We start from the raw sequence: 19,165 nt of genomic DNA on the forward strand, positions 1-19,165 counted from the left end.
CTAAAACCAGGGACCCGTCGTGACCGACTCGCGCAGCACCAGCGTGCCGGTAAACGGCGGGATCGTTTCGATCGGCTGATGGTTGGCAAGCTTGATCGCCTGATCGATGGCGGTGGTGATCATATTGTCGATGGGCAGATAGACCGTCGACAGGCCCGGCTCCAGCCACTTCGCGCTGGGGGCGTCATCAAAACCAAATAGCGAAACGTCCTGCGGGATCCGCAGCCCGGCCTGATGCAGCGCTTTTGAGGCGCCGAGCGCCATATCGTCGTTGCAGGAAAAAAGCGCGCTGAACGGCGTTTTTTCCTCCAGCAGCTCCCGGCACAGCTCGTAGCCGCGGGTCATCGTCGAATCGCCGTATTTTACTCTTCCCTCATCCCACGCAATGCCATTTTTTTTCAGCGCCTTACGGTAGCCCTGCAGGCGGGCCTTGCCCGTTGGCGTGTGCATGGGGACCGTCAGGCAGGCGATCTCGCGGTGGCCCTGGGCAATCAGATAGTTCACCGCCTGGAATGCGGCATCCTCCTGCTCGAAGAAAACGCAGCGCTCGCGCGCGAGGCTGACGTCGCGGTTAATCACCACCAGCGGCATCTCGATGGAGTCGATAAGCGACATGATCTTCTTTTCGCTCATATGACGGGTATAGAGGATGATGGCGTCGCACTGGCGATCGGCAAGCATCTGCACCGCTTCTTCTTCGCGCTCCGGCGCATCGTGGCCGTCGGTGACAATCAGCTGCTTTCCCCAGGCTTCGGTCTGGCGCGAGGCCTGCTGCAGCAGACGGCCAAAGTAGAAGCCGTCGAAGGTGGAAACCACCAGTCCGATGCTGTTACTCGTGCGGTTGGCCAGCGAACGGGCGAGAAAGTTCGGCCGATACCCCAGCTCCTCCATCGCTTTGAATACCTGCTGACGGGTACTCTCTTTTACCTGACCTGTGCCGTTCAACACGCGGGAAACCGTCGCTTTAGAGACGCCTGCGCGAATTGAGACATCCAGCATTGTAGCCATTCATCGATTCCTGATATCACGTGGTGTTTTGCAGTTTATCACAGACATTCAGGGGGATATGACCTCTACGCCGCGCAAAGAACTATCGGGATCACGCTTTTTGCAGGAACTGCGCTGCGGTGAAAGCGATGCCGCTAATGCGGTATGCCAATATGGCAAGGCTATAAAATTTGGAATGCCAAATCGGGCGTTGAGATCTCAATCACAGAACTTTTTGCCGCCAGTGACTATTTTTTGGTATGCCAAAAGGTGTTCGGCTGTACACCTGGCGCGCAAAAAGCCCTTAAACCTGAGGTATCCTCTATGGCATTGCAGGAAAAACTGATCGACTCACTGGGGAGTTTCGCCACGAAATTCAACAGCTACCGCTACATCATGGCGATAAAATCCGCCTTTATTACCCTGATGCCGGTGATCATCGTTGGCGCCTTTTCGGTGCTGATCTCAAATATGGTGCTGGATCCGAAGAACGGACTGGCCAGCTTTCAGTCGCTGTCGTTTCTCGCCGCGCTCAAGCCGATTACCAGCGCGATAAACTATGCGACCCTCAACTTCCTCAATATTGGCGCCGTTTTTCTGATCGGCATCGAGCTGGGGCGCATTAACGGTATCAAGAGCCTGTTCCCCGGCCTGCTGGCGGTCATTTGCTTTATCTGCGTCACCCCAACCACCGTCGAGATGATGGTTGACGGCCAGATGCACGTGGTCAAAGACGTGCTGCTGCGCCAGTTCTCGGACACCCGCAGCCTGTTCCTCGGCATGTTTATCGCCATTCTGTCGGTCGAGATTTACTGCTGGCTGGAGACGCGCAAGGGGCTGAAGATAAAGATGCCGGATACCGTGCCGCCGAACGTGGCGGCGTCGTTTTCGGCGCTGATCCCGGCGATTTTTACCACCACCGCCATCGCCACCTTTGGCTTTATTTTCCATCAGCTGACCGGCATGTATCTGTATGACGCGGTCTACCTGGTGGTGCAGCAGCCGCTGGAGCGCGTGGTGCAAAGCCTGCCGGGGATCCTGCTGCTGATGTTCGTCGCCCAGCTGTTCTGGGTTATCGGTATTCACGGCAATCAGATGATCAAACCGATCCGCGAGCCGCTGCTGCTGGGGGCGATTACCGTCAATATGAGCGCCTTTGAGCAGGGAAAAGAGGTGCCGAACATCATCACCATGCCGTTCTGGGACGTCTATATGAGCATCGGCGGCTCGGGGCTGACCATCGGCCTGCTGATTGCGGTAATGATCGCCAGCAAGCGTAAAGAGATGAAAGAGATCGCCAAGCTGTCGATCGGCCCGGGGCTGTTCAATATTAACGAACCGGTGATTTTCGGTATGCCGATCATGCTCAATCCGATCCTCGCGATCCCCTTTATCATCACGCCGCTGGTGACCGGCAGCATCGGCTACTTCGCCACCGCGGCCGGATTTGCCGGAAAAGCGGTGGTGATGGTGCCCTGGACCACGCCGCCGCTGATTAACGCCTGGCTCTCTACCGCCGGTTCGATGGGGGCGGTGGTGACCCAGCTGGTTTGTATCATCACCGCGGTACTGATTTACCTGCCGTTTGTGAAGATTGCCTCCCGCCGTCTGGAAACCGCGCAGCGGCAGGCGGAAAACGCGCAAATAACCGATAACGCCTGAGGATATGATGAGTACAAAAAGGATTGCGATTCCCGACGATTTTATCCTTGGCGCGGCGGCCTCCGCCTGGCAGACCGAGGGCTGGAGCGGCAAGAAAGAGGGGCAGGACTCCTGGCCCGATCTCTGGTACAAACGCGACCGCCACGTCTGGCATAACGGCTACGGCCCGGCGGTGGCCACCGATTTTATCAACCGCTTTCGCGAGGACGTCCAGCTGATGAAGCTGGCGGGGCTGACCCACTACCGCACCTCAATCAACTGGTCGCGCTTTCTGACCGACTATGAAAACGTCACGGTTGATGAGGAGTATGCGGCCTACTATGACCAGCTGTTCGACGAGCTGCTGGCGAACGGCATCGAGCCGATGATCTGCCTTGAACACTACGAGCTGCCGGGCTACCTGCTGGAGCAGTACGGCGGCTGGGCGGCCAAAAAGGTCGTCGAGCTGTTCGTCCGCTACGCGGAGAAGGTGTTCGCCCGCTATCACCACAAGGTCACGCGCTGGTTTACCTTCAATGAACCGATTGTCGTGCAAACCCGCGTCTACCTTGACGCGCTGCGCTGGCCCTACGAGCAGAATACCGGCACGTGGATGCAGTGGAACCACCATAAGGTGCTGGCGACGGCGAAGGTGGTCAGGCTGTTTCGCGACAAGGGCTATCGCGGAACGGTAGGCTGCATTCTGAACCCGGAAGTGACCTACCCGCGCTCAGCGGCGGCTCACGACGTGCGCGCCGCCGAAGTTTACGATCTGTTCTATAACCGCATCTTCCTCGACCCGCTGGTCCACGGCGAATACCCGCCAGCGCTGTTTGCGCTGCTGGCGCAGCACGACGTCTCCTGGGACTACAGCGCCGAAGAGCTGGCGATTATCCGCGACAATACCGTGGATGAGCTGGGCATTAACCTCTACTACCCGCACCGGGTGAAGGCGCCGTCGCGCGCCTGGCACCCGCAGACGCCGTTCCATCCGACCTGGTATTACGAACCCTTCGAGCTGCCCGGGCGGCGAATGAACGCCTCCCGCGGCTGGGAAATCTATCCGCGTATCGTTTTTGATATGGCGATGCGGATTAAAAATGATTACCGCAATATTCCGTGGTTTATCGCCGAAAGCGGCATGGGCGTCGAAAACGAAGGCCAGTTTCGCAACGGCGAAGGCACCATTGTCGATGAGTACCGCATTCGCTTTATCAGCGAGCATCTCTGGCAGACGCTGCTCGCGCGGGAGGCGGGTGCCAACTGTCACGGCTACATGCTGTGGGCGTTTACCGACAACGTGTCGCCGATGAACGCCTTTAAAAATCGCTACGGGCTGATTGAAATCGATCTGCAGAACGGCCGGGCGCGGCGACCAAAGGCTTCCGCCGGCTGGTTTCGCACGCTGCGCGAAAGCCGCGAGCTGACGCTGGATATCGACGATGAGTTGCGCTAGCCCGGCGTAAATTTTGCTAAGATAGCGCCGATATGGATTCACTCGCAGATAAGGCACAGGTGATATTGTGGAGAAGGCTATCATTCCGCCGGAAAAGAAACCCTACCAGGAAATTGGCGATGATTTGCGCGCCCAGATTGCGCAGGGGCGTTATCCCATCGGGTCGCGGCTGCCGCCGGAACGCAATATCGCCGAAACCTACGGCGTCAGCCGCACCATCGTCCGCGAAGCCCTGCTGATGCTGGAGCTGCAGGGCACGGTCGATATTCGCCAGGGCTCGGGGGTTTACGTGATGCGCATTCCCCACGAGGATGATAGCGAGGAAGAGCAGATGCTGAGCAGCGACGTCGGTCCGTTTGAGATCCTGCAGGCCCGCCAGCTGCTGGAGAGCAACATTGCCGCCTTTGCGGCGAAAATGGCGACGCGCGCCGATATCGACAACCTTAAGCGCATTATCGAGCAGGAGCAGCGGGCGATTGCCGGCAACGACGCCTCTCAGGATAACGCGCGGATGTTTCACCTGGTGCTGGCCGGGGCGACGCAAAACCAGATGCTGCTGGCAACGGTGGAGCGTATCTGGCTGCAGATGGACAGCAGCCCGCTCTGGCAGCAGTTTAACGCGCATATCGCCAGCCGCGCCTATCGCCTGAAGTGGCTCGGTGAACGGCAGGCGATTCTCGCCGCGCTGCGCCGTCGCGACGTGATGGGCGCCTGGCAGGCGATGTGGCAGCACCTGGAAAATGTTAAAAACAGCCTGCTGGAGCTGTCGGACGAAGACGCACCGGACTTCGACGGCTACCTGTTTGAGTCGGTGCCGATTTTTCAGGGAAAGCCGGTATGACCATCCTGCCTCTTTACGCCGCGCCGCAGCACGCGCCGCAGGTAGCGGAGTGGCTGTGGCAGGCCTTTGGCGGCGAGACGCTGCCGCGGGCGTTTTTTGCCAGCATCGTCGCCCACAGCCAGACGCCGGGGGCGCTGCCGCTGACCTTTATTGCCGTTGAGGGCGAGCTTCTGCTGGGAACGGTGGGGCTCTGGCGCTGCGATCTGATCAGCCGTCAGGACCTGTTTCCGTGGATGGCGGCGCTGTACGTCGCCGAAGCGGCGCGCGGGCAGGGGCTGGCGGGAAAACTACAGCGGCACGTTATCGACTATGCCCGCCTGAGCGGCTATCCGCAGCTGCATCTCTACTCCGCCTGCCGGGATTTTTACGAGCGCTTCGGCTGGCGCTATATCGGCGAGGGCCTCGATTATCCGGCCACCGCCGTGCACCTCTACCGCTACGACCTGTCGTTATCCGACGGGGCGATCACCGAGTGACGGCGAACCAGCGTCGGGCTGAACAGGTGGGTGATTTCCGGAGGCGGGAGCCTGTCCGCCAGCGCTAGCGCCAGTTCCGCCGCCTGGGTTGCCATGGTGACAATCGGGTAGCGCACCGTGGTCAGCCGCGGGCGAACGTAGCGGGATATCAGCACGTCATCAAAGCCAATCAGCGAAATCTCACGCGGCACGTCGATGCCGTTATCGTTCAGCACCCCCATCGCGCCTGCGGCCATTGAGTCGTTGTAGCTGGCAACGGCGGTAAAATTCCTGCCGCGTCCCAGCAGTTCGGTCATCGCCTGTTCGCCGCCGCTTTCATCCGGCTCGGCAAACGTCACCAGCCGATCGTTAATGGCAATGCCGCTCTCTTTGAGCGCGTCGTAGTAGCCCTGCAGACGATCTTCGGCATCTGAAATCGCATGGTTGGAGCACAGATAGCCGATACGGGTATGGCCCTGCTGGATCAGATGGCGGGTCGCCAGCCAGGCGCCGTAGCGGTCGTCCAGCGCCACGCAGCGCTGCTCGAAGCCGGACAATATGCGGTTGATAAGCACCATGCCGGGAATTTGCTTCATCAGCCCGGCGAGTTCGTCATCGGGGATCATTTTTGCGTGCACCACCAGCGCCGCGCAGCGGTGGCGGATGAGCTGTTCAATCGCCTGGCGCTCTTTTTGGATGCTGTGGTAGCCGTTGCCAATCAGCAAAAAGTTGCCGGTATTGTAGGCGACCTGCTCGACGGCTTTGACCATGGCGCCGAAAAAGGGGTCGGATACGTCGCCCACCACCAGGCCGACGGTTTCCGTTGACTGCTGCGCCAGCGCGCGGGCGTTGGCGTTCGGGTGGTAGTTCAGCGCTTCCATCGCCGTGCTGACCGACTGGCGGGAAGCCTCGCTGGCTTTCGGGGAGTTGTTGATAACGCGGGATACGGTAGCGACGGACACTCCAGCGAGTCGGGCTACATCCTTAATTGTCGCCATACCTGACCTTTTATAGGGTAAGCGTTTACATTGAGGTTATGTTACGGGAAAGCTCGGCAGATTCAAGGATAAGGACTAACGGGTTAACGCAAATGTGATGCAGGTTTGCCTTGCTGATGACAAAGTTACACACAGCCGGCGCGGCGAATGAAACGGCAGGAGGTAAATTCACACCTTTGGTTACACTTTGCGATTAGCTGTTGCGAATGTTCGCTGGTTTCTCCGTTCACTGCGTTGATATTCTGCTTGTCCCAGAGGTATTGATAGGTGGAGTCGACTTCACGTTGACCACTTTAATTACACCAGCCTGCGCAGATGCGCAGGTTTTTTTTTGCCCGCGGCAAACCGGCGCCGGCAGGCGGGCGTCAGCGGGGCGTTATTCATTCGATCTGTTCCGAGGCGTGTTCCGTCCACGGCTGTTCCGTACGCCCCGATGATGTTCTCTGCGGCCAGCCCGTCCTCAAACATCGGCAGTTTTCGCGCCTCTATCCGCCGCTGTTACAGTTAGCGAAAATGGTAATAACTGGTTGCACTTAGGCTCATTCCCTTGCGTTTTACCGCTGGCGTCGCGGGGCCAAAAAAACGGACAATCAGGATCCCAGAGGTATTGATAGGTGAGTTTCTTAAGTACGCTTTTCGTACTGATTATCTTGCACCGGCCTGCGCAGATGCGCAGGTTTTTTTTATCCTGAAAATTCTCCCCCACACTGCTTTCAACCGCCTTCTCGTGTAACCTTCAATGACTTAATAACCGGTCAGATGGAGTTGTTATGCTTTTGGCATTTTTCAGGCTGCTGTTCAAAGGAATGTACCGGGTCAGGTTGACCGGTGACACGCAGGCTCTGCATGGCAAAAAGGTCCTCATTACCCCGAACCACGTCTCCTTCCTTGACGGGGTCCTGCTGGCGCTGTTTCTTCCCGTTCGCCCGGTCTTTGCGGTGTACTCCTCCATCAGCCAGCGCTGGTTTATGCGCGCGCTGTCGCCGATTATCGACTTTGTTCCCCTCGACCCGACCAAACCGATGTCGATTAAGCACCTCGTGCGCCTGATCGAGCAGGGGCGGCCGGTGGTTATCTTCCCGGAAGGGCGCATCTCGGTGAGCGGATCGCTGATGAAAATCTACGATGGGGCCGCGTTCGTTGCCGCGAAGTCGCAGGCCACCATTGTTCCGCTGCGTATCGAAGGCGCCGAGCTGACGCCGTTCAGCCGCCTGAAAGGGCTGGTCAGACGCCGCCCGTTCCCGCGCATCCGCCTCCACCTGCTGCCGCCGACGCATCTGCCGATGCCGGAAGCGCCGCGGGCCCGCGATCGCCGCAAAATTGCCGGCGAAATGCTGCATCAGATAATGATGGAAGCGCGGATGGCGGTGCGTCCGCGGGAAACGCTGTATGAGTCTCTGCTGGCGGCGCAGGACCGTTTCGGCGCGCGGAAAAACTGCGTCGAAGATATTAACTTCCAGCCGGATACCTACCGCAAGCTGCTGACCAAAACGCTGTTTGTCGCGCGAATTCTGGAAAAATACAGCGCGCAGGGCGAAAAAATCGGCCTGATGCTGCCGAACGCCGGGATCAGCGCGGCGGTGATTTTTGGCGCGATTGCGCGCGGGCGTATTCCGGCGATGATGAACTATACCGCCGGGGTAAAAGGTCTGAGCAGCGCGATTACCGCCGCTGAAATCAAAACCGTGTTCACCTCCCGCACCTTCCTCGATAAGGGCAAGCTCTGGCACCTGCCGGAGCAGCTGACCCAGGTGCGCTGGGTATTTCTTGAGGATTTAAAAGGCGACGTCACCGCCGCCGATAAGCTGTGGATCTTCAGCCATCTGCTGATGCCGAAGCTGGCGCAGGTCAGACAGCAGCCGGAAGATGCGGCGATCGTGCTCTTCACCTCCGGTTCGGAAGGCCACCCGAAGGGCGTGGTGCATAGCCACAAGAGCATCCTTGCCAACGTCGAGCAGATTAAAACCATCGCCGATTTTACCGCCAACGACCGCTTTATGTCGGCGCTGCCGCTGTTCCACTCCTTTGGCCTGACGGTCGGCCTGTTCACGCCGCTGTTTACCGGAGCGGAAGTGTTCCTCTACCCGAGCCCGCTGCACTACCGCGTGGTGCCGGAGCTGGTGTATGACCGCAACTGCACGGTGCTGTTCGGCACCTCAACGTTCCTCGGGAACTATGCTCGCTTTGCCAACCCCTATGATTTTTATCGTCTACGCTACGTGGTAGCCGGAGCGGAAAAACTTCAGGACAGTACTAAGCAGCTGTGGCAGGACAAATTTGGCCTGCGCATCCTCGAAGGCTATGGCGTAACCGAGTGCGCGCCGGTGGTGTCGATTAACGTCCCGATGGCGGCGAAGGTGGGCACCGTTGGGCGGATCCTGCCGGGAATGGACGCGCGCCTGCTGGCGATGCCGGGCATTGAACAGGGCGGTCGTCTGCAGCTGAAAGGGCCGAACATTATGAACGGCTATCTGCGGGTGGAAAACCCGGGCGTGCTGGAAGCGCCTGGGGCGGAAAACCAGCATGGCGAAATAGAGAGCGGCTGGTACGACACCGGGGATATCGTCGCCTTTGACGAGCAGGGATACGTGCGTATTCAGGGGCGCGCGAAGCGCTTTGCTAAAATTGCCGGCGAGATGGTGTCGCTGGAGATGGTGGAGCAGATGGCGCTGGCGGTCTCCCCCGAGCGGATGCACGGGACGGCCATCAGGCAGGATGCCAGCAAAGGCGAGGCCTTAGTGCTTTTCACCACCGATAATGAACTGAATCGCGAAAAGCTGCTGCGCTACGCCCGTGAGCACGGCGTGCCGGAGCTGGCGGTTCCGCGCGACATTCGCTGGCTGAAGCAGCTGCCGGTTCTCGGCAGCGGCAAGCCGGACTTTGTCACCCTTAAAAGTATGGTTGAAGAGACGGAACATTCTGATGAGTGAGTCAGTACACACTAACAGTTCGCTGTACTCGAAGGGGATGGTGGCGGTTATCTGCGCCCAGTTTTTGTCGGCATTTGGCGATAACGCGCTGCTGTTTGCGACCCTCGCGCTGATGAAGCAGAAGTTCTACCCGGAGTGGAGTCAGCCGGTGATGCAGATGCTGTTTGTGGGCGCTTACATTCTCTTTGCGCCATTTGTCGGGCAGTTTGCCGACAGCTTCGCCAAGGGGCGGGTGATGATGGTCGCCAACGGCATGAAGCTGGTTGGCGCCGGCTGTATCTGCTTTGGCGTAAATCCGTTTCTCGGCTACACCCTGGTCGGGATCGGCGCGGCCGCCTACTCCCCGGCGAAATACGGTATTCTCGGCGAGCTGACCACCGGCGATAAGCTGGTGAAGGCCAACGGCCTGATGGAGTCCTCAACCATCGCCGCGATCCTGCTGGGCTCGATGGCGGGCGGTATCCTCGCGGACTGGCACGTGCTGGCGGCGCTGGCCCTCTGCGCGCTGGTCTACGGCGGCGCGGTGGTGGCGAACCTGTGGATCCCTAAGCTGCCGGCGGCCCGTCCCGGACAATCCTGGCGCTTTACGCCGATGACCCACAGCTTCTTCAGCGCCTGTAAAACGCTGTGGCGCAACGGGGAGACGCGCTTTTCGCTGGTGGGAACCAGCCTGTTCTGGGGCGCCGGCGTAACGCTGCGCTTCCTGCTGGTGCTGTGGGTACCGGTGGCGCTGGGGATTTCTAATAACGCTATGCCAACCTATCTGAATGCGATGGTGGCGGTGGGGATCGTGCTGGGCGCGGGCGCGGCGGCTAAGCTGGTGACGCTGCAAACGGTCTCCCGCTGCATGCCTGCCGGGATTCTGATTGGCGTCGCGGTGATCTTCTTTACCCTTCAGCATGCGCTTCTGCCGGCGTTTGGCCTGCTGCTGCTGCTCGGCGTGTTTGGCGGCTTCTTTATCGTGCCGCTTAACGCCCTGCTGCAGGAGCGTGGGAAGCATACCGTCGGTGCGGGCAACGCGATAGCGGTGCAGAACCTCGGCGAAAACGTCGCCATGCTGCTGATGCTGGGATTCTACTCGATGGCGGTCAAGGCGGGCATACCGGTGGTTGGCATCGGGGTGGTCTTTGGTGCGGTGTTCGCGCTGGCTATCGCCGCCCTGTGGCTTTGGGGACGGCGGCGCTAGCGAGTCCTGCGCTTAGACGGGCTACGGCGTTGTCCCTGCCGTAGCCCGGAGAGGCCGCTTACGGCGCCGGATAGGTATAAACCCGGTGCACCGCTTCAATCTCCGCCAGCACCTCTTCGCTGAGCTCAAGATGCAGGCTTTCAACGTTGGTCTTCAGCTGTTCCAGCGAAGTGGCGCCGAGCAGCGTGCTGGCGACAAACGGCTGGCGGCGCACGAAGGCCAGCGCCATTTGGGCCGGATCGAGGTTATGCCGTTTTGCGATATCGACGTATGCCGCGACCGCCAGCTGCGTCTGCTCGCCGCTGTAGCGCGTAAAGCGGCTGAACAGCGTGTTGCGCGCCCCGGCCGGCTTCGCGCCGTTGAGATACTTCCCGGTCAGCGTACCGAACGCCAGGCAGGAGTAAGCCAGCAGCTCCACGCCTTCATACTGACTCACTTCCGACAGCGCAACCTCATAGCTGCGGTTCACCAGGCTATACGGGTTCTGGATGGTAACGATGCGCGGCAGGTCGTGCTTATCCGCAAGGTGTAGATAGCGCATCACGCCAAACGCCGTCTCGTTGGAGACGCCGATGTAGCGGATTTTTCCGGCGCGCTGGAATTCGGTTAGCGCTTCCAGGGTGTCCAGCAGGGTGACCACCGGCGCGGAGTCGGTCCAGGTGTAGCCCAGCTTGCCGAAGCAGTTGGTCGGGCGCTGCGGCCAGTGAACCTGGTAGAGATCGAGATAATCGGTCTGCAGACGCTTCAGGCTATCGTGCAGCGCGTCGCGGATATTTTTGCGATCCAGGACGTGGTTCGGGCGGATGCTGCTGTCGTTGTTACGCGCAGGGCCGCTGACTTTGGAGGCGATAACCAGCTTTTCGCGGCTGCCATGTTTCGCCAGCCAGTTGCCGACGTAGGTTTCCGTCAGCCCCTGAGTTTCCGGGCGCGGCGGGACGGGATACATTTCAGCAACGTCAATCAGGTTGATGCCCTGGCTGACAGCGTAGTCGAGCTGTTGGTGAGCGTCGGCCTCGCTATTCTGTTCACCAAAGGTCATAGTGCCCAGCCCCAGCGTGCTGATTTCGAGAGAACTGTGTGGGATACGGTGATACTGCATAGCCGGCTTCCTTTTTTATCGACAAGGTCAGGCTTTCCCCGACAAAGGAGTATCAAAATGGCAGAGGGGAGGAAAAAGAGGAAGTAAAAAGATCAAAAAAGCCGGGCTGGTGGGGTCCGCAGGCTGCTGCAGCGGACGTATCAGGTTTACCCGACTCTTTTCTCAATACCGTGATTTGTTGCAGAGGACGCGTTGCCAGGCGATTGCCGGCAGACGGTTAGCCGCGGCAATCTTTAGCGCTTAATAATTTGTGAAACGTCGTCACGATTGATCTGCATTTTATTACCCTGCTGATCTTCGTAGCTGATTAGACCGGTATCGTCGTCAACCGCCGGCTTGCCGTCGGTCAAAATCATGCGTCCGTCTTTTGTCGCCATAACGTAATCGCTGCTGCAACCTGAAACCGAGAAGGCCAGTCCTACGGCGGAAATCAACACTGCCCATTTTTTCATCGTTAACACCTCTACTTGATGGTCGCACCTCACACCAGTGTATTAATAGCCTGATTTGTGAGACATAAAAAGCAGTAAAGTCTTAAAAAAGATTGCAGCCCAGGTTTGGGCTGCATTTTTGCGGGCTACAGCGGATTTTTTTTATTACGCAGCAGGTTGAGGCTTTCGACGGCAATCGAGAAGAACATCGCAAAGTAGATGTAGCCTTTCGGGATATGGATACCGAAGCTTTCGAGCATCAGGGTGAAGCCAACCAGAATCAAAAACGCCAGCGCCAGCATTTTCACCGACGGATGGCGGTCAACAAAGTCGCCAATCGAGCGGGCGGCAAACATCATCACCAGCACCGCGATAACCACCGCGGCCATCATGATGAACAGATGGTCCGAGAGCCCAACGGCGGTGATCACCGAATCGAGGCTGAAAATGATATCCAGCAGCATAATCTGCACGATGGCGCCCATAAACGAGTGGACGTTGGTCTTCGGCCCTTCCTCTTCGCCCTCGATCGATTCGTGGATCTCTTTGCTGGCCTTCCAGATAAGGAACAGCCCGCCGAGCAGCAGGATCAGATCGCGGAAGGAGATATCGTGGCCGAACGCGCTAAATAGCGGGTTGGTCAGCTTAACGACCCAGGCGATGGAGGCCAGTAGCCCAAGACGCATCAGCATTGCGCCCATCAACCCGATGCGTCGCGCGTGGGCGCGCTGGGCGGTGGGCAGTTTGGCAACAACCAGAGAGAGAAAAATAATATTATCGATCCCGAGTACGATTTCCAGCAGCGTCAGCGTACCCAGCGCCAGCCAGGCGTTAGGATCGGTTATCCATGCAAATAACATTGTTCAAAGTCCTGCAAAAAAGAAAGTCGCAATTATATGCAACCCGGAGGGCAGAACAAAAAATTAATCGTGGGTAAGCAGAAAATGACGGGCCAGCAGGGCGGCGGTAAAGTTTTTCTTCAGGTAGAAACCGCGTGGCAGGGTGAGGATCGGTTCGCCGTGCGCGCCGATAGCCTCGGTTAAGGCTTTACTGTTGGCGGCTTTCGGGCGCAGCTGCAGCACTTCGCCGTGGCGGGCGGTAATGCGTTCGACCTGGCCCAGCACGATCAGATCCATTAACTCTTCCCAGTCCATCCGCAGCTGACGATCCTCCTCTTCGCTGGGGGTCCAAAGCAGCGGCGCCCCGACCCGACGCTGGGCGAGCGGGATCGCGCGATCGCCCTCTACCGGCACCCACAGCACGCGCTTGAGCTTATGGCGAACGTGGCTGCTCTCCCAGGTGACGCCGCTGTTGCCGGTGAGCGGAGCGACGCAGACAAAGGTGGTTTCCAGCGGCCGTCCCTGAGCGTCTACGGGGATCGTTTTCAGCTCGACGCCCAGCGCGGCGAAATCCTGCTCGGGCTTACTTCCGGCGCTGGCGCCCAGCCAAATCTCCAGCAGGATGCCCGTCCAGCCTTTATCGCGCTTCAGATCGCGCGGAATCGGAATCCCCGCCAGCGCGGCCAGCTCGCCCAGCGAATAGCCGGCCAGCCGCTGGGCCTGGGCTAAAAGCTGCTGTTGAGTTTGCGGCGGTGCAAGCAGGGGCGAAAGGGCTGGCATAAGATGAAACCTCTGGTTAAAAAATAAGCGCTATTTTTGTGCGTTGTGGATAGAGTTTACCTTTTCCTGGGTAAGTATGACAATTTGATGATTCATATGACTTTTTTTTTACTTTTTTGCCGTTAAAAAAATTACCGCGGCGGGTTTTCCAGAACTGGTCACTGGCAATGAACAGGATCTTACACCATGTTATCCACAGAAAAGTGGGATAACTGGGGAAAAGCCTCACTACTGTTTCCATTTACAGCCTTGACGTGCGACGAAAATCGAATTTTTAGACAAAATATGCCCGATGAGCTCGCGTAATCTGTGGATAAAACCGACATTGTTCGATCTTTCATCAGTTCCAGGATCGCATGTGTGATGATCATCACGTTATGCTGTAATTTATGAAAATAATGCATTATAACTTAATGAATATAATGCCATTATTAAATATGTCTACGGGTAAGCGCTTCGGACTACTCCGGGTTTTCCCTGGGTAATTCCATACTTCTTCACAACTCTATCCACAGAAAAAGTGAATAAAATAGCGCTGAGATAGCTAACGCTGTTTATAACTCTGCTGATAACTGTGAGTTATTCAAATGTTATTCGTGAGCCCTGTGGCAACAGAGTGGTTTACCGTTTCCGGCGAGTGTGAAACAATCGTTCACATTGAAGATTATTTTGAGGTAGTCCGGTGATTGATGACGATGGCTACCGCCCAAATGTCGGTATTGTAATCTGTAATCGCCAGGGCCAGGTTATGTGGGCCAGGCGCTATGGCCAGCACTCGTGGCAGTTCCCGCAAGGGGGCATTAATCCAGGAGAATCAGCCGAGCAGGCAATGTATCGGGAATTGTTTGAAGAGGTTGGGCTAAGTCGTAAAGATGTCCGCATTCTGGCCTCTACCCGTAACTGGTTGCGTTACAAATTGCCTAAACGTTTGGTGCGTTGGGATACGAAGCCGGTTTGTATCGGCCAGAAACAGAAGTGGTTTCTTCTGCAGTTGATCGGCAGCGATGCGGAAGTCAATATGCAAACCAGCAGCACGCCCGAGTTCGACGGCTGGCGCTGGGTAAGCTACTGGTATCCGGTTCGTCAGGTGGTATCGTTTAAGCGCGACGTTTACCGCCGGGTGATGAAAGAGTTCGCCAGCGTCACCATGTCGCTGGCCGAAACCGCACCTAAGCCGCAAAGCGCGCCTGCATATCGACGTAAAAGAGGTTAAGCCACGCACATTATGCTCACTCGGTTACGAGAAATCGTCGAGAAGGTCGCGAGTGCGCCGCGTTTAAACGAGGCGCTGGATATCCTGGTCACGGATATCTGTAAAGCGATGGAAACGGAAGTCTGCTCGGTTTATCTGGCCGACCACGACAGACGCTGCTATTACCTGATGGCGACTCGCGGGCTGAAAAAACCTCGCGGGCGCACCGTTGCGCTCGCTTTTGACGAAGGCCTCGTCGGCCTCGTCGGGCGCCTTGCGGAGCCCATCAACCTTGCCGATGCGCATAAACACCCCAGCTTTAAATACATTCCGGCCGTAAAAGAGGACCGCTTCCGCGCTTTTCTTGGCGTGCCGATTATCCAGCGCCGGCAGCTGCTGGGCGTGCTGGTGGTGCAGCAGCGCGAGCTGCGTCAGTTTGATGAAAGCGAGGAGTCCTTCCTCGTAACCCTGGCGACGCAAATGGCCGCCATTCTCTCCCAGTCGCAGCTGACCGCGCTATTTGGCCAGTATCGCCAGACGCGGATCCGCGCGCTGCCCGCCTCATCGGGGGTGGCAATCGCCGAAGGCTGGATGGACGTCAGCCTGCCGCTGATGGAGCAGGTGTACGAAGCCTCGACGCTGGACACCGCTTCCGAACGCGAGCGCCTGACCGGCGCGCTGGAAGAGGCGGCCAGCGAGTTTCGTCGCTACAGCAAGCGCTACGCCGCCGGGGCGCAAAAAGAGACGTCGGCTATCTTCGACCTCTATTCCCACCTGCTCTCCGACGCGCGCCTGCGCCGCGAACTCTTTGCGGAAGTCGACAAAGGGGCCGTCGCCGAATGGGCGGTGAAAAAAATTATCGAGAAGTTCGCCGAGCAGTTTGCGGCGCTCAGCGACGGCTATCTTAAAGAGCGGGCCGGCGATCTGCGCACGCTCGGCCAGCGGCTGCTGTTTCATCTTGACGACACCACCCAGGGGCCAAACACCTGGCCGGAGCGCATCGTTCTGGTTGCCGACGAGCTCTCGGCGACGACGCTGGCGGAGGTCCCTCAGGACAGGCTGGTAGGCGTTGTCGTGCGCGACGGGGCGGCAAACTCACATGCCGCCATCATGGTGCGCGCGCTGGGGATCCCGACGGTGATGGGGGCCGATATTCAGCCTTCACTGCTGCATGGTCGCACTCTGGTGGTGGACGGCTACCGCGGCGAGCTGCTGGTCGACCCGGAGCCGGCGCTGCTAAAAGAGTATCAGCGCCTGATCAGCGAAGAGAACGAGCTCAGCCGCCTGGCGGAAGACGATCTTGAGCGCGCCTCAGAGCTGAAAAGCGGCGAGCGGGTGAAGGTCATGCTGAACGCCGGCCTGAGCCTCGGCCATGAAGAGAAACTCGGCGGCTTTATTGACGGTATCGGCCTGTACCGCACCGAAATTCCCTTTATGCTGCAGAGCGGCTTTCCGTCAGAAGAGGAGCAGGTTGCCCAGTATCAGGGCATGCTGCAGATGTTTAACGAGAAGCCGGTTACGCTGCGCACCCTCGACATCGGCGCCGACAAGCAGCTGCCCTATATGCCGATCAGCGAAGAGAATCCGTGCCTCGGCTGGCGCGGGATCCGCATCACGCTCGATCAGCCGGAGATCTTCCTTATTCAGGTGCGGGCGATGCTGCGCGCGAATGCCGCCACCGGCAACCTCAGCATTTTGCTGCCGATGATCACCAGCCTCGATGAGGTCGACGAGGCGCGCCGTTTGATCGACCGCGCCAGCCGCGAAGTTGAAGAGATGATTGGCTACGCCATTCCGCGCCCGCGCATCGGCGTGATGCTGGAAGTGCCGTCGATGGTCTTCATGCTGGCGCAGCTCGCCAGCCGCGTCGATTTTATCTCCGTCGGCACCAATGACCTGACGCAGTACATCCTCGCCGTCGATCGCAACAATACCCGGGTGGCGAATATGTACGACAGCCTGCATCCTGCGGTGCTGCGGGCGCTGGCGATGATTGCCCGCGACGCCGAACGTTTCGGCATCGACCTGCGGCTTTGTGGCGAAATGGCCGGAGATCCAATGTGCGTCACCATTCTGATTGGCCTTGGCTATCGCCACCTGTCGATGAACGGCCGGTCGGTAGCAAGGGTCAAATACCTGCTGCGCCGCATTGACATCGAAGAGGCCCAGGAGCTTTCACGGCGTAGCCTGGAGGCGCAGATGACGACGGAGGTTCGCCATCAGGTGGCGGCCTTTATGGAGCGTCGAGGGCTGGGCGGCCTGATCCGCGGCGGCCGCTAGTTCTGCCATAGCGCCTGCGCCGCTGTTCGGCCATTCCCGGCCCGAAGGGGCGCCGCGCGCCGCCTGCCGGGAATGCTCCGCCGCTTATTCGCATTCGTATACATATCTTTTACATGCCCGGCGCGGATCGCGCCTGGCGCTTATGCTATCATTCGCAACCTTTGGAGCGCCCGTTTTCTGCGAGTGCGCAAGATCACCGCTGTCCACTTCCAGCGGAATAACAAGTCTTTATGGTGACAGATGAATAGTGGCTACCTGCATTTTCCGGAGTTTGATCCGGTAATATTTTCCGTTGGGCCAGTCGCCCTTCACTGGTACGGCATGATGTACCTGGTCGGGTTTGTTTTTGCGATGTGGTTAGCCACCCGTCGGGCCAATCGTCCTGGCAGCGGCTGGACTAAAAACGAAGTTGAAAACCTGCTGTATGCCGGGTTCCTCGGGGTCTTCCTCGGCGGGCGTATTGGCTACGTCCTGTTCTACAACCTGCCGGTGTTTTTGCAGGATCCGCTCTATCTGTTCCGGGTCTGGGACGGCGGGATGTCGTTCCACGGCGGCCTGATCGGGGTGATTCTGGTGATGATCATCTTCGCCAAACGCACTAAGCGCACCTTCTTCCAGGTTGCTGATTTCATTGCGCCGCTGATCCCGTTTGGCCTCGGCGCCGGTCGTCTGGGCAACTTCATTAACGGCGAGCTGTGGGGCCGCGTCGATCCGAGCTTCCACTACACGATGATCTTCCCCGGCTCGCGGGCGGAAGATATGGCGCTGCTGCCTTCGCACCCGGAGTGGCAATCGCTGTTCGACACCTACGGAGCCCTGCCGCGACACGCCTCGCAGCTGTACGAGCTGGCGCTGGAAGGTATCGTGCTGTTCCTGATCCTGAACCTGTTTATCCGCAAACCGCGCCCGACCGGCTCGGTCTCAGGCCTGTTCCTGATCGGCTACGGTCTGTTCCGTATCATCGTTGAATTCTTCCGCCAGCCGGATCAGCAGTTCACCGGCGAATGGGTCCAGTACATCAGCATGGGGCAGATTCTTTCGATTCCAATGGTGCTTGCGGGTATCATTATGATGGTCTGGGCGTACCGCCGTCGTCCGCAGCAACAAACTTCTTGAGGAACCATGAAACAGTATCTTGATTTGATGCAGAAAGTGCTCGCCGAGGGCACGCAAAAAAATGACCGCACCGGTACCGGCACGATTTCCATTTTCGGCCATCAGATGCGTTTTAACCTGCAGGAAGGATTCCCGCTGGTGACGACCAAGCGCTGTCATTTACGCTCCATCATCCATGAACTGCTGTGGTTCCTGCAGGGTGACACCAACGTGGCCTATCTGCACGAAAACAACGTCACCATCTGGGATGAATGGGCGGATGAAAATGGCGATCTGGGGCCGGTATACGGCAAACAGTGGCGCTCCTGGCCTGCGCCGGACGGCCGCCATATCGACCAGATTAGCACCGTGATGGAACAGCTGAAAAACGACCCGGACTCGCGCCGAATCATCGTTTCGGCGTGGAACGTCGGCGAACTGGATAAAATGGCGCTGGCGCCGTGCCACGCGTTCTTCCAGTTCTACGTCGCGGACGGCAAGCTCTCCTGTCAGCTCTATCAGCGCTCCTGCGACGTGTTCCTCGGCCTGCCGTTCAACATCGCCAGCTACGCGCTGCTGGTGCATATGGTGGCGCAGCAGTGTGACCTGGAAGTGGGTGATTTTGTCTGGACCGGTGGGGATACGCACCTCTACAGCAACCACCTTGAGCAGACCGATCTGCAGCTGAGCCGCGAGCCGCGTCCGCTGCCGAAGCTGGTGATTAAGCGCAAACCGGCGTCGATTTTTGACTACCGCTTTGAAGACTTTGACATCGAAGGCTACGATCCGCACCCGGGAATTAAAGCGCCGGTGGCAATTTAATTCTGCGGCTATCTCGCGGTAAGCCGGGCCGACGCCCGGCGCATCCATGCCGGTCAGTTACCCCTGACCGGCATTTTTTTTGCCCTCGGCCGCGATAATCAAGGCTGAGCGGAGCGGCTCTTAACTGTCCGCT

At 58.4% G+C, this 19,165-nt stretch carries 16 protein-coding genes and 1 pseudogene; 10 read left to right on the forward strand and 7 right to left on the reverse strand.

Annotated features, from left to right (window positions below; translation table 11 throughout):
* Entirely contained in the window at positions 1-999 is a 999-nt protein-coding gene (locus MMW58_RS05235; protein ID WP_166646214.1) for a LacI family DNA-binding transcriptional regulator, read from the reverse strand.
* Between the two features lie 312 nt (positions 1,000-1,311).
* Here MMW58_RS05235 and MMW58_RS05240 point away from each other — a divergent pair, with 312 nt between their 5' ends.
* From MMW58_RS05240 to MMW58_RS05255, 4 genes are all read left to right on the forward strand, one after another.
* On the forward strand, positions 1,312-2,649 hold the full coding sequence (locus tag MMW58_RS05240) for a PTS sugar transporter subunit IIC (RefSeq protein WP_133600458.1): 1,338 nt from the start codon (positions 1,312-1,314) through the stop codon (positions 2,647-2,649).
* A 7-nt stretch (positions 2,650-2,656) separates the two neighbouring features.
* Positions 2,657-4,084, forward strand: a complete 1,428-nt coding sequence (locus tag MMW58_RS05245) for a glycoside hydrolase family 1 protein (RefSeq protein ID WP_241723691.1) — start codon at positions 2,657-2,659, stop codon at positions 4,082-4,084.
* A gap of 67 nt (positions 4,085-4,151) precedes the next feature.
* Entirely contained in the window at positions 4,152-4,925 is a 774-nt protein-coding gene (locus MMW58_RS05250; protein WP_041147044.1) for a GntR family transcriptional regulator, read from the forward strand.
* Positions 4,922-5,401: a GNAT family N-acetyltransferase gene (locus MMW58_RS05255; protein WP_241722855.1), complete on the forward strand. Its 480-nt coding sequence runs from the start codon at positions 4,922-4,924 to the stop codon at positions 5,399-5,401. The genes MMW58_RS05250 and MMW58_RS05255 overlap by 4 nt, the downstream gene beginning before the upstream one ends.
* Here the strand turns inward: MMW58_RS05255 and galR are convergent.
* Positions 5,362-6,378 carry an HTH-type transcriptional regulator GalR gene (gene galR / locus MMW58_RS05260; RefSeq protein ID WP_041147042.1) on the reverse strand — a complete coding sequence of 339 codons (1,017 nt, stop codon included), beginning with the start codon at positions 6,376-6,378 and terminating at the stop codon, positions 5,362-5,364. The genes MMW58_RS05255 and galR overlap by 40 nt on opposite strands.
* Before the next feature lie 770 nt (positions 6,379-7,148).
* Between galR and aas the strand changes: the two genes are divergently transcribed.
* Both aas and lplT read left to right on the forward strand, forming a co-directional pair.
* Positions 7,149-9,308, forward strand: coding sequence for a bifunctional acyl-ACP--phospholipid O-acyltransferase/long-chain-fatty-acid--ACP ligase (gene aas, locus MMW58_RS05265; protein WP_133600454.1), 2,160 nt, complete (start codon positions 7,149-7,151; stop codon positions 9,306-9,308).
* Positions 9,301-10,494, forward strand: coding sequence for a lysophospholipid transporter LplT (gene lplT, locus MMW58_RS05270; protein WP_241722856.1), 1,194 nt, complete (start codon positions 9,301-9,303; stop codon positions 10,492-10,494). Before aas ends, lplT begins: the two co-directional genes overlap by 8 nt.
* Positions 10,495-10,552: 58 nt before the next feature.
* On the opposite strand, the gene MMW58_RS05275 is transcribed toward lplT, so the two are convergent.
* The 5 genes and pseudogenes from MMW58_RS05275 to MMW58_RS30275 all read right to left on the reverse strand — a co-directional run.
* A complete protein-coding gene (locus MMW58_RS05275) occupies positions 10,553-11,593 on the reverse strand; it encodes an NADP(H)-dependent aldo-keto reductase (protein WP_045857422.1) in 1,041 nt (346 codons plus the stop codon).
* 233 nt (positions 11,594-11,826) lie between these two features.
* Positions 11,827-12,045 carry a YgdI/YgdR family lipoprotein gene (locus MMW58_RS05280; protein WP_004867116.1) on the reverse strand — a complete coding sequence of 73 codons (219 nt, stop codon included), beginning with the start codon at positions 12,043-12,045 and terminating at the stop codon, positions 11,827-11,829.
* Between the two features lie 125 nt (positions 12,046-12,170).
* A complete protein-coding gene (locus tag MMW58_RS05285) occupies positions 12,171-12,884 on the reverse strand; it encodes a TerC family protein (RefSeq protein ID WP_041147038.1) in 714 nt (237 codons plus the stop codon).
* 63 nt (positions 12,885-12,947) lie between these two features.
* Positions 12,948-13,643 (reverse strand): DNA mismatch repair endonuclease MutH, encoded by a 696-nt coding sequence (mutH, locus tag MMW58_RS05290; RefSeq protein WP_045857426.1) that lies wholly within the window; start codon positions 13,641-13,643, stop codon positions 12,948-12,950.
* A gap of 88 nt (positions 13,644-13,731) precedes the next feature.
* Positions 13,732-13,872: pseudogene (locus tag MMW58_RS30275) on the reverse strand (hypothetical protein); the annotation flags it as partial.
* A gap of 453 nt (positions 13,873-14,325) precedes the next feature.
* Between MMW58_RS30275 and rppH the strand changes: the two are divergent.
* The 4 genes from rppH to thyA all read left to right on the forward strand — a co-directional run bounded on the left by rppH (position 14,326) and on the right by thyA (position 19,032).
* Entirely contained in the window at positions 14,326-14,856 is a 531-nt protein-coding gene (gene rppH, locus MMW58_RS05300) for an RNA pyrophosphohydrolase (RefSeq protein ID WP_041147036.1), read from the forward strand.
* Positions 14,857-14,868: 12 nt separating this feature from the next.
* A complete protein-coding gene (gene ptsP, locus MMW58_RS05305) occupies positions 14,869-17,115 on the forward strand; it encodes a phosphoenolpyruvate--protein phosphotransferase (protein WP_045857431.1) in 2,247 nt (748 codons plus the stop codon).
* Between the two features lie 240 nt (positions 17,116-17,355).
* Positions 17,356-18,231 (forward strand): prolipoprotein diacylglyceryl transferase, encoded by an 876-nt coding sequence (lgt, locus tag MMW58_RS05310; RefSeq protein WP_076945951.1) that lies wholly within the window; start codon positions 17,356-17,358, stop codon positions 18,229-18,231.
* A 6-nt stretch (positions 18,232-18,237) separates the two neighbouring features.
* The gene (thyA, locus tag MMW58_RS05315) at positions 18,238-19,032 is read left to right on the forward strand and encodes a thymidylate synthase (RefSeq protein WP_095098874.1); all 795 of its coding nucleotides are present in this window, start codon (positions 18,238-18,240) and stop codon (positions 19,030-19,032) included.
* Positions 19,033-19,165 lie beyond the last annotated feature (133 nt).

The organism is Klebsiella sp. HC6 (genome assembly GCF_022605325.1).
Classification (GTDB): domain Bacteria; phylum Pseudomonadota; class Gammaproteobacteria; order Enterobacterales; family Enterobacteriaceae; genus Klebsiella; species Klebsiella terrigena.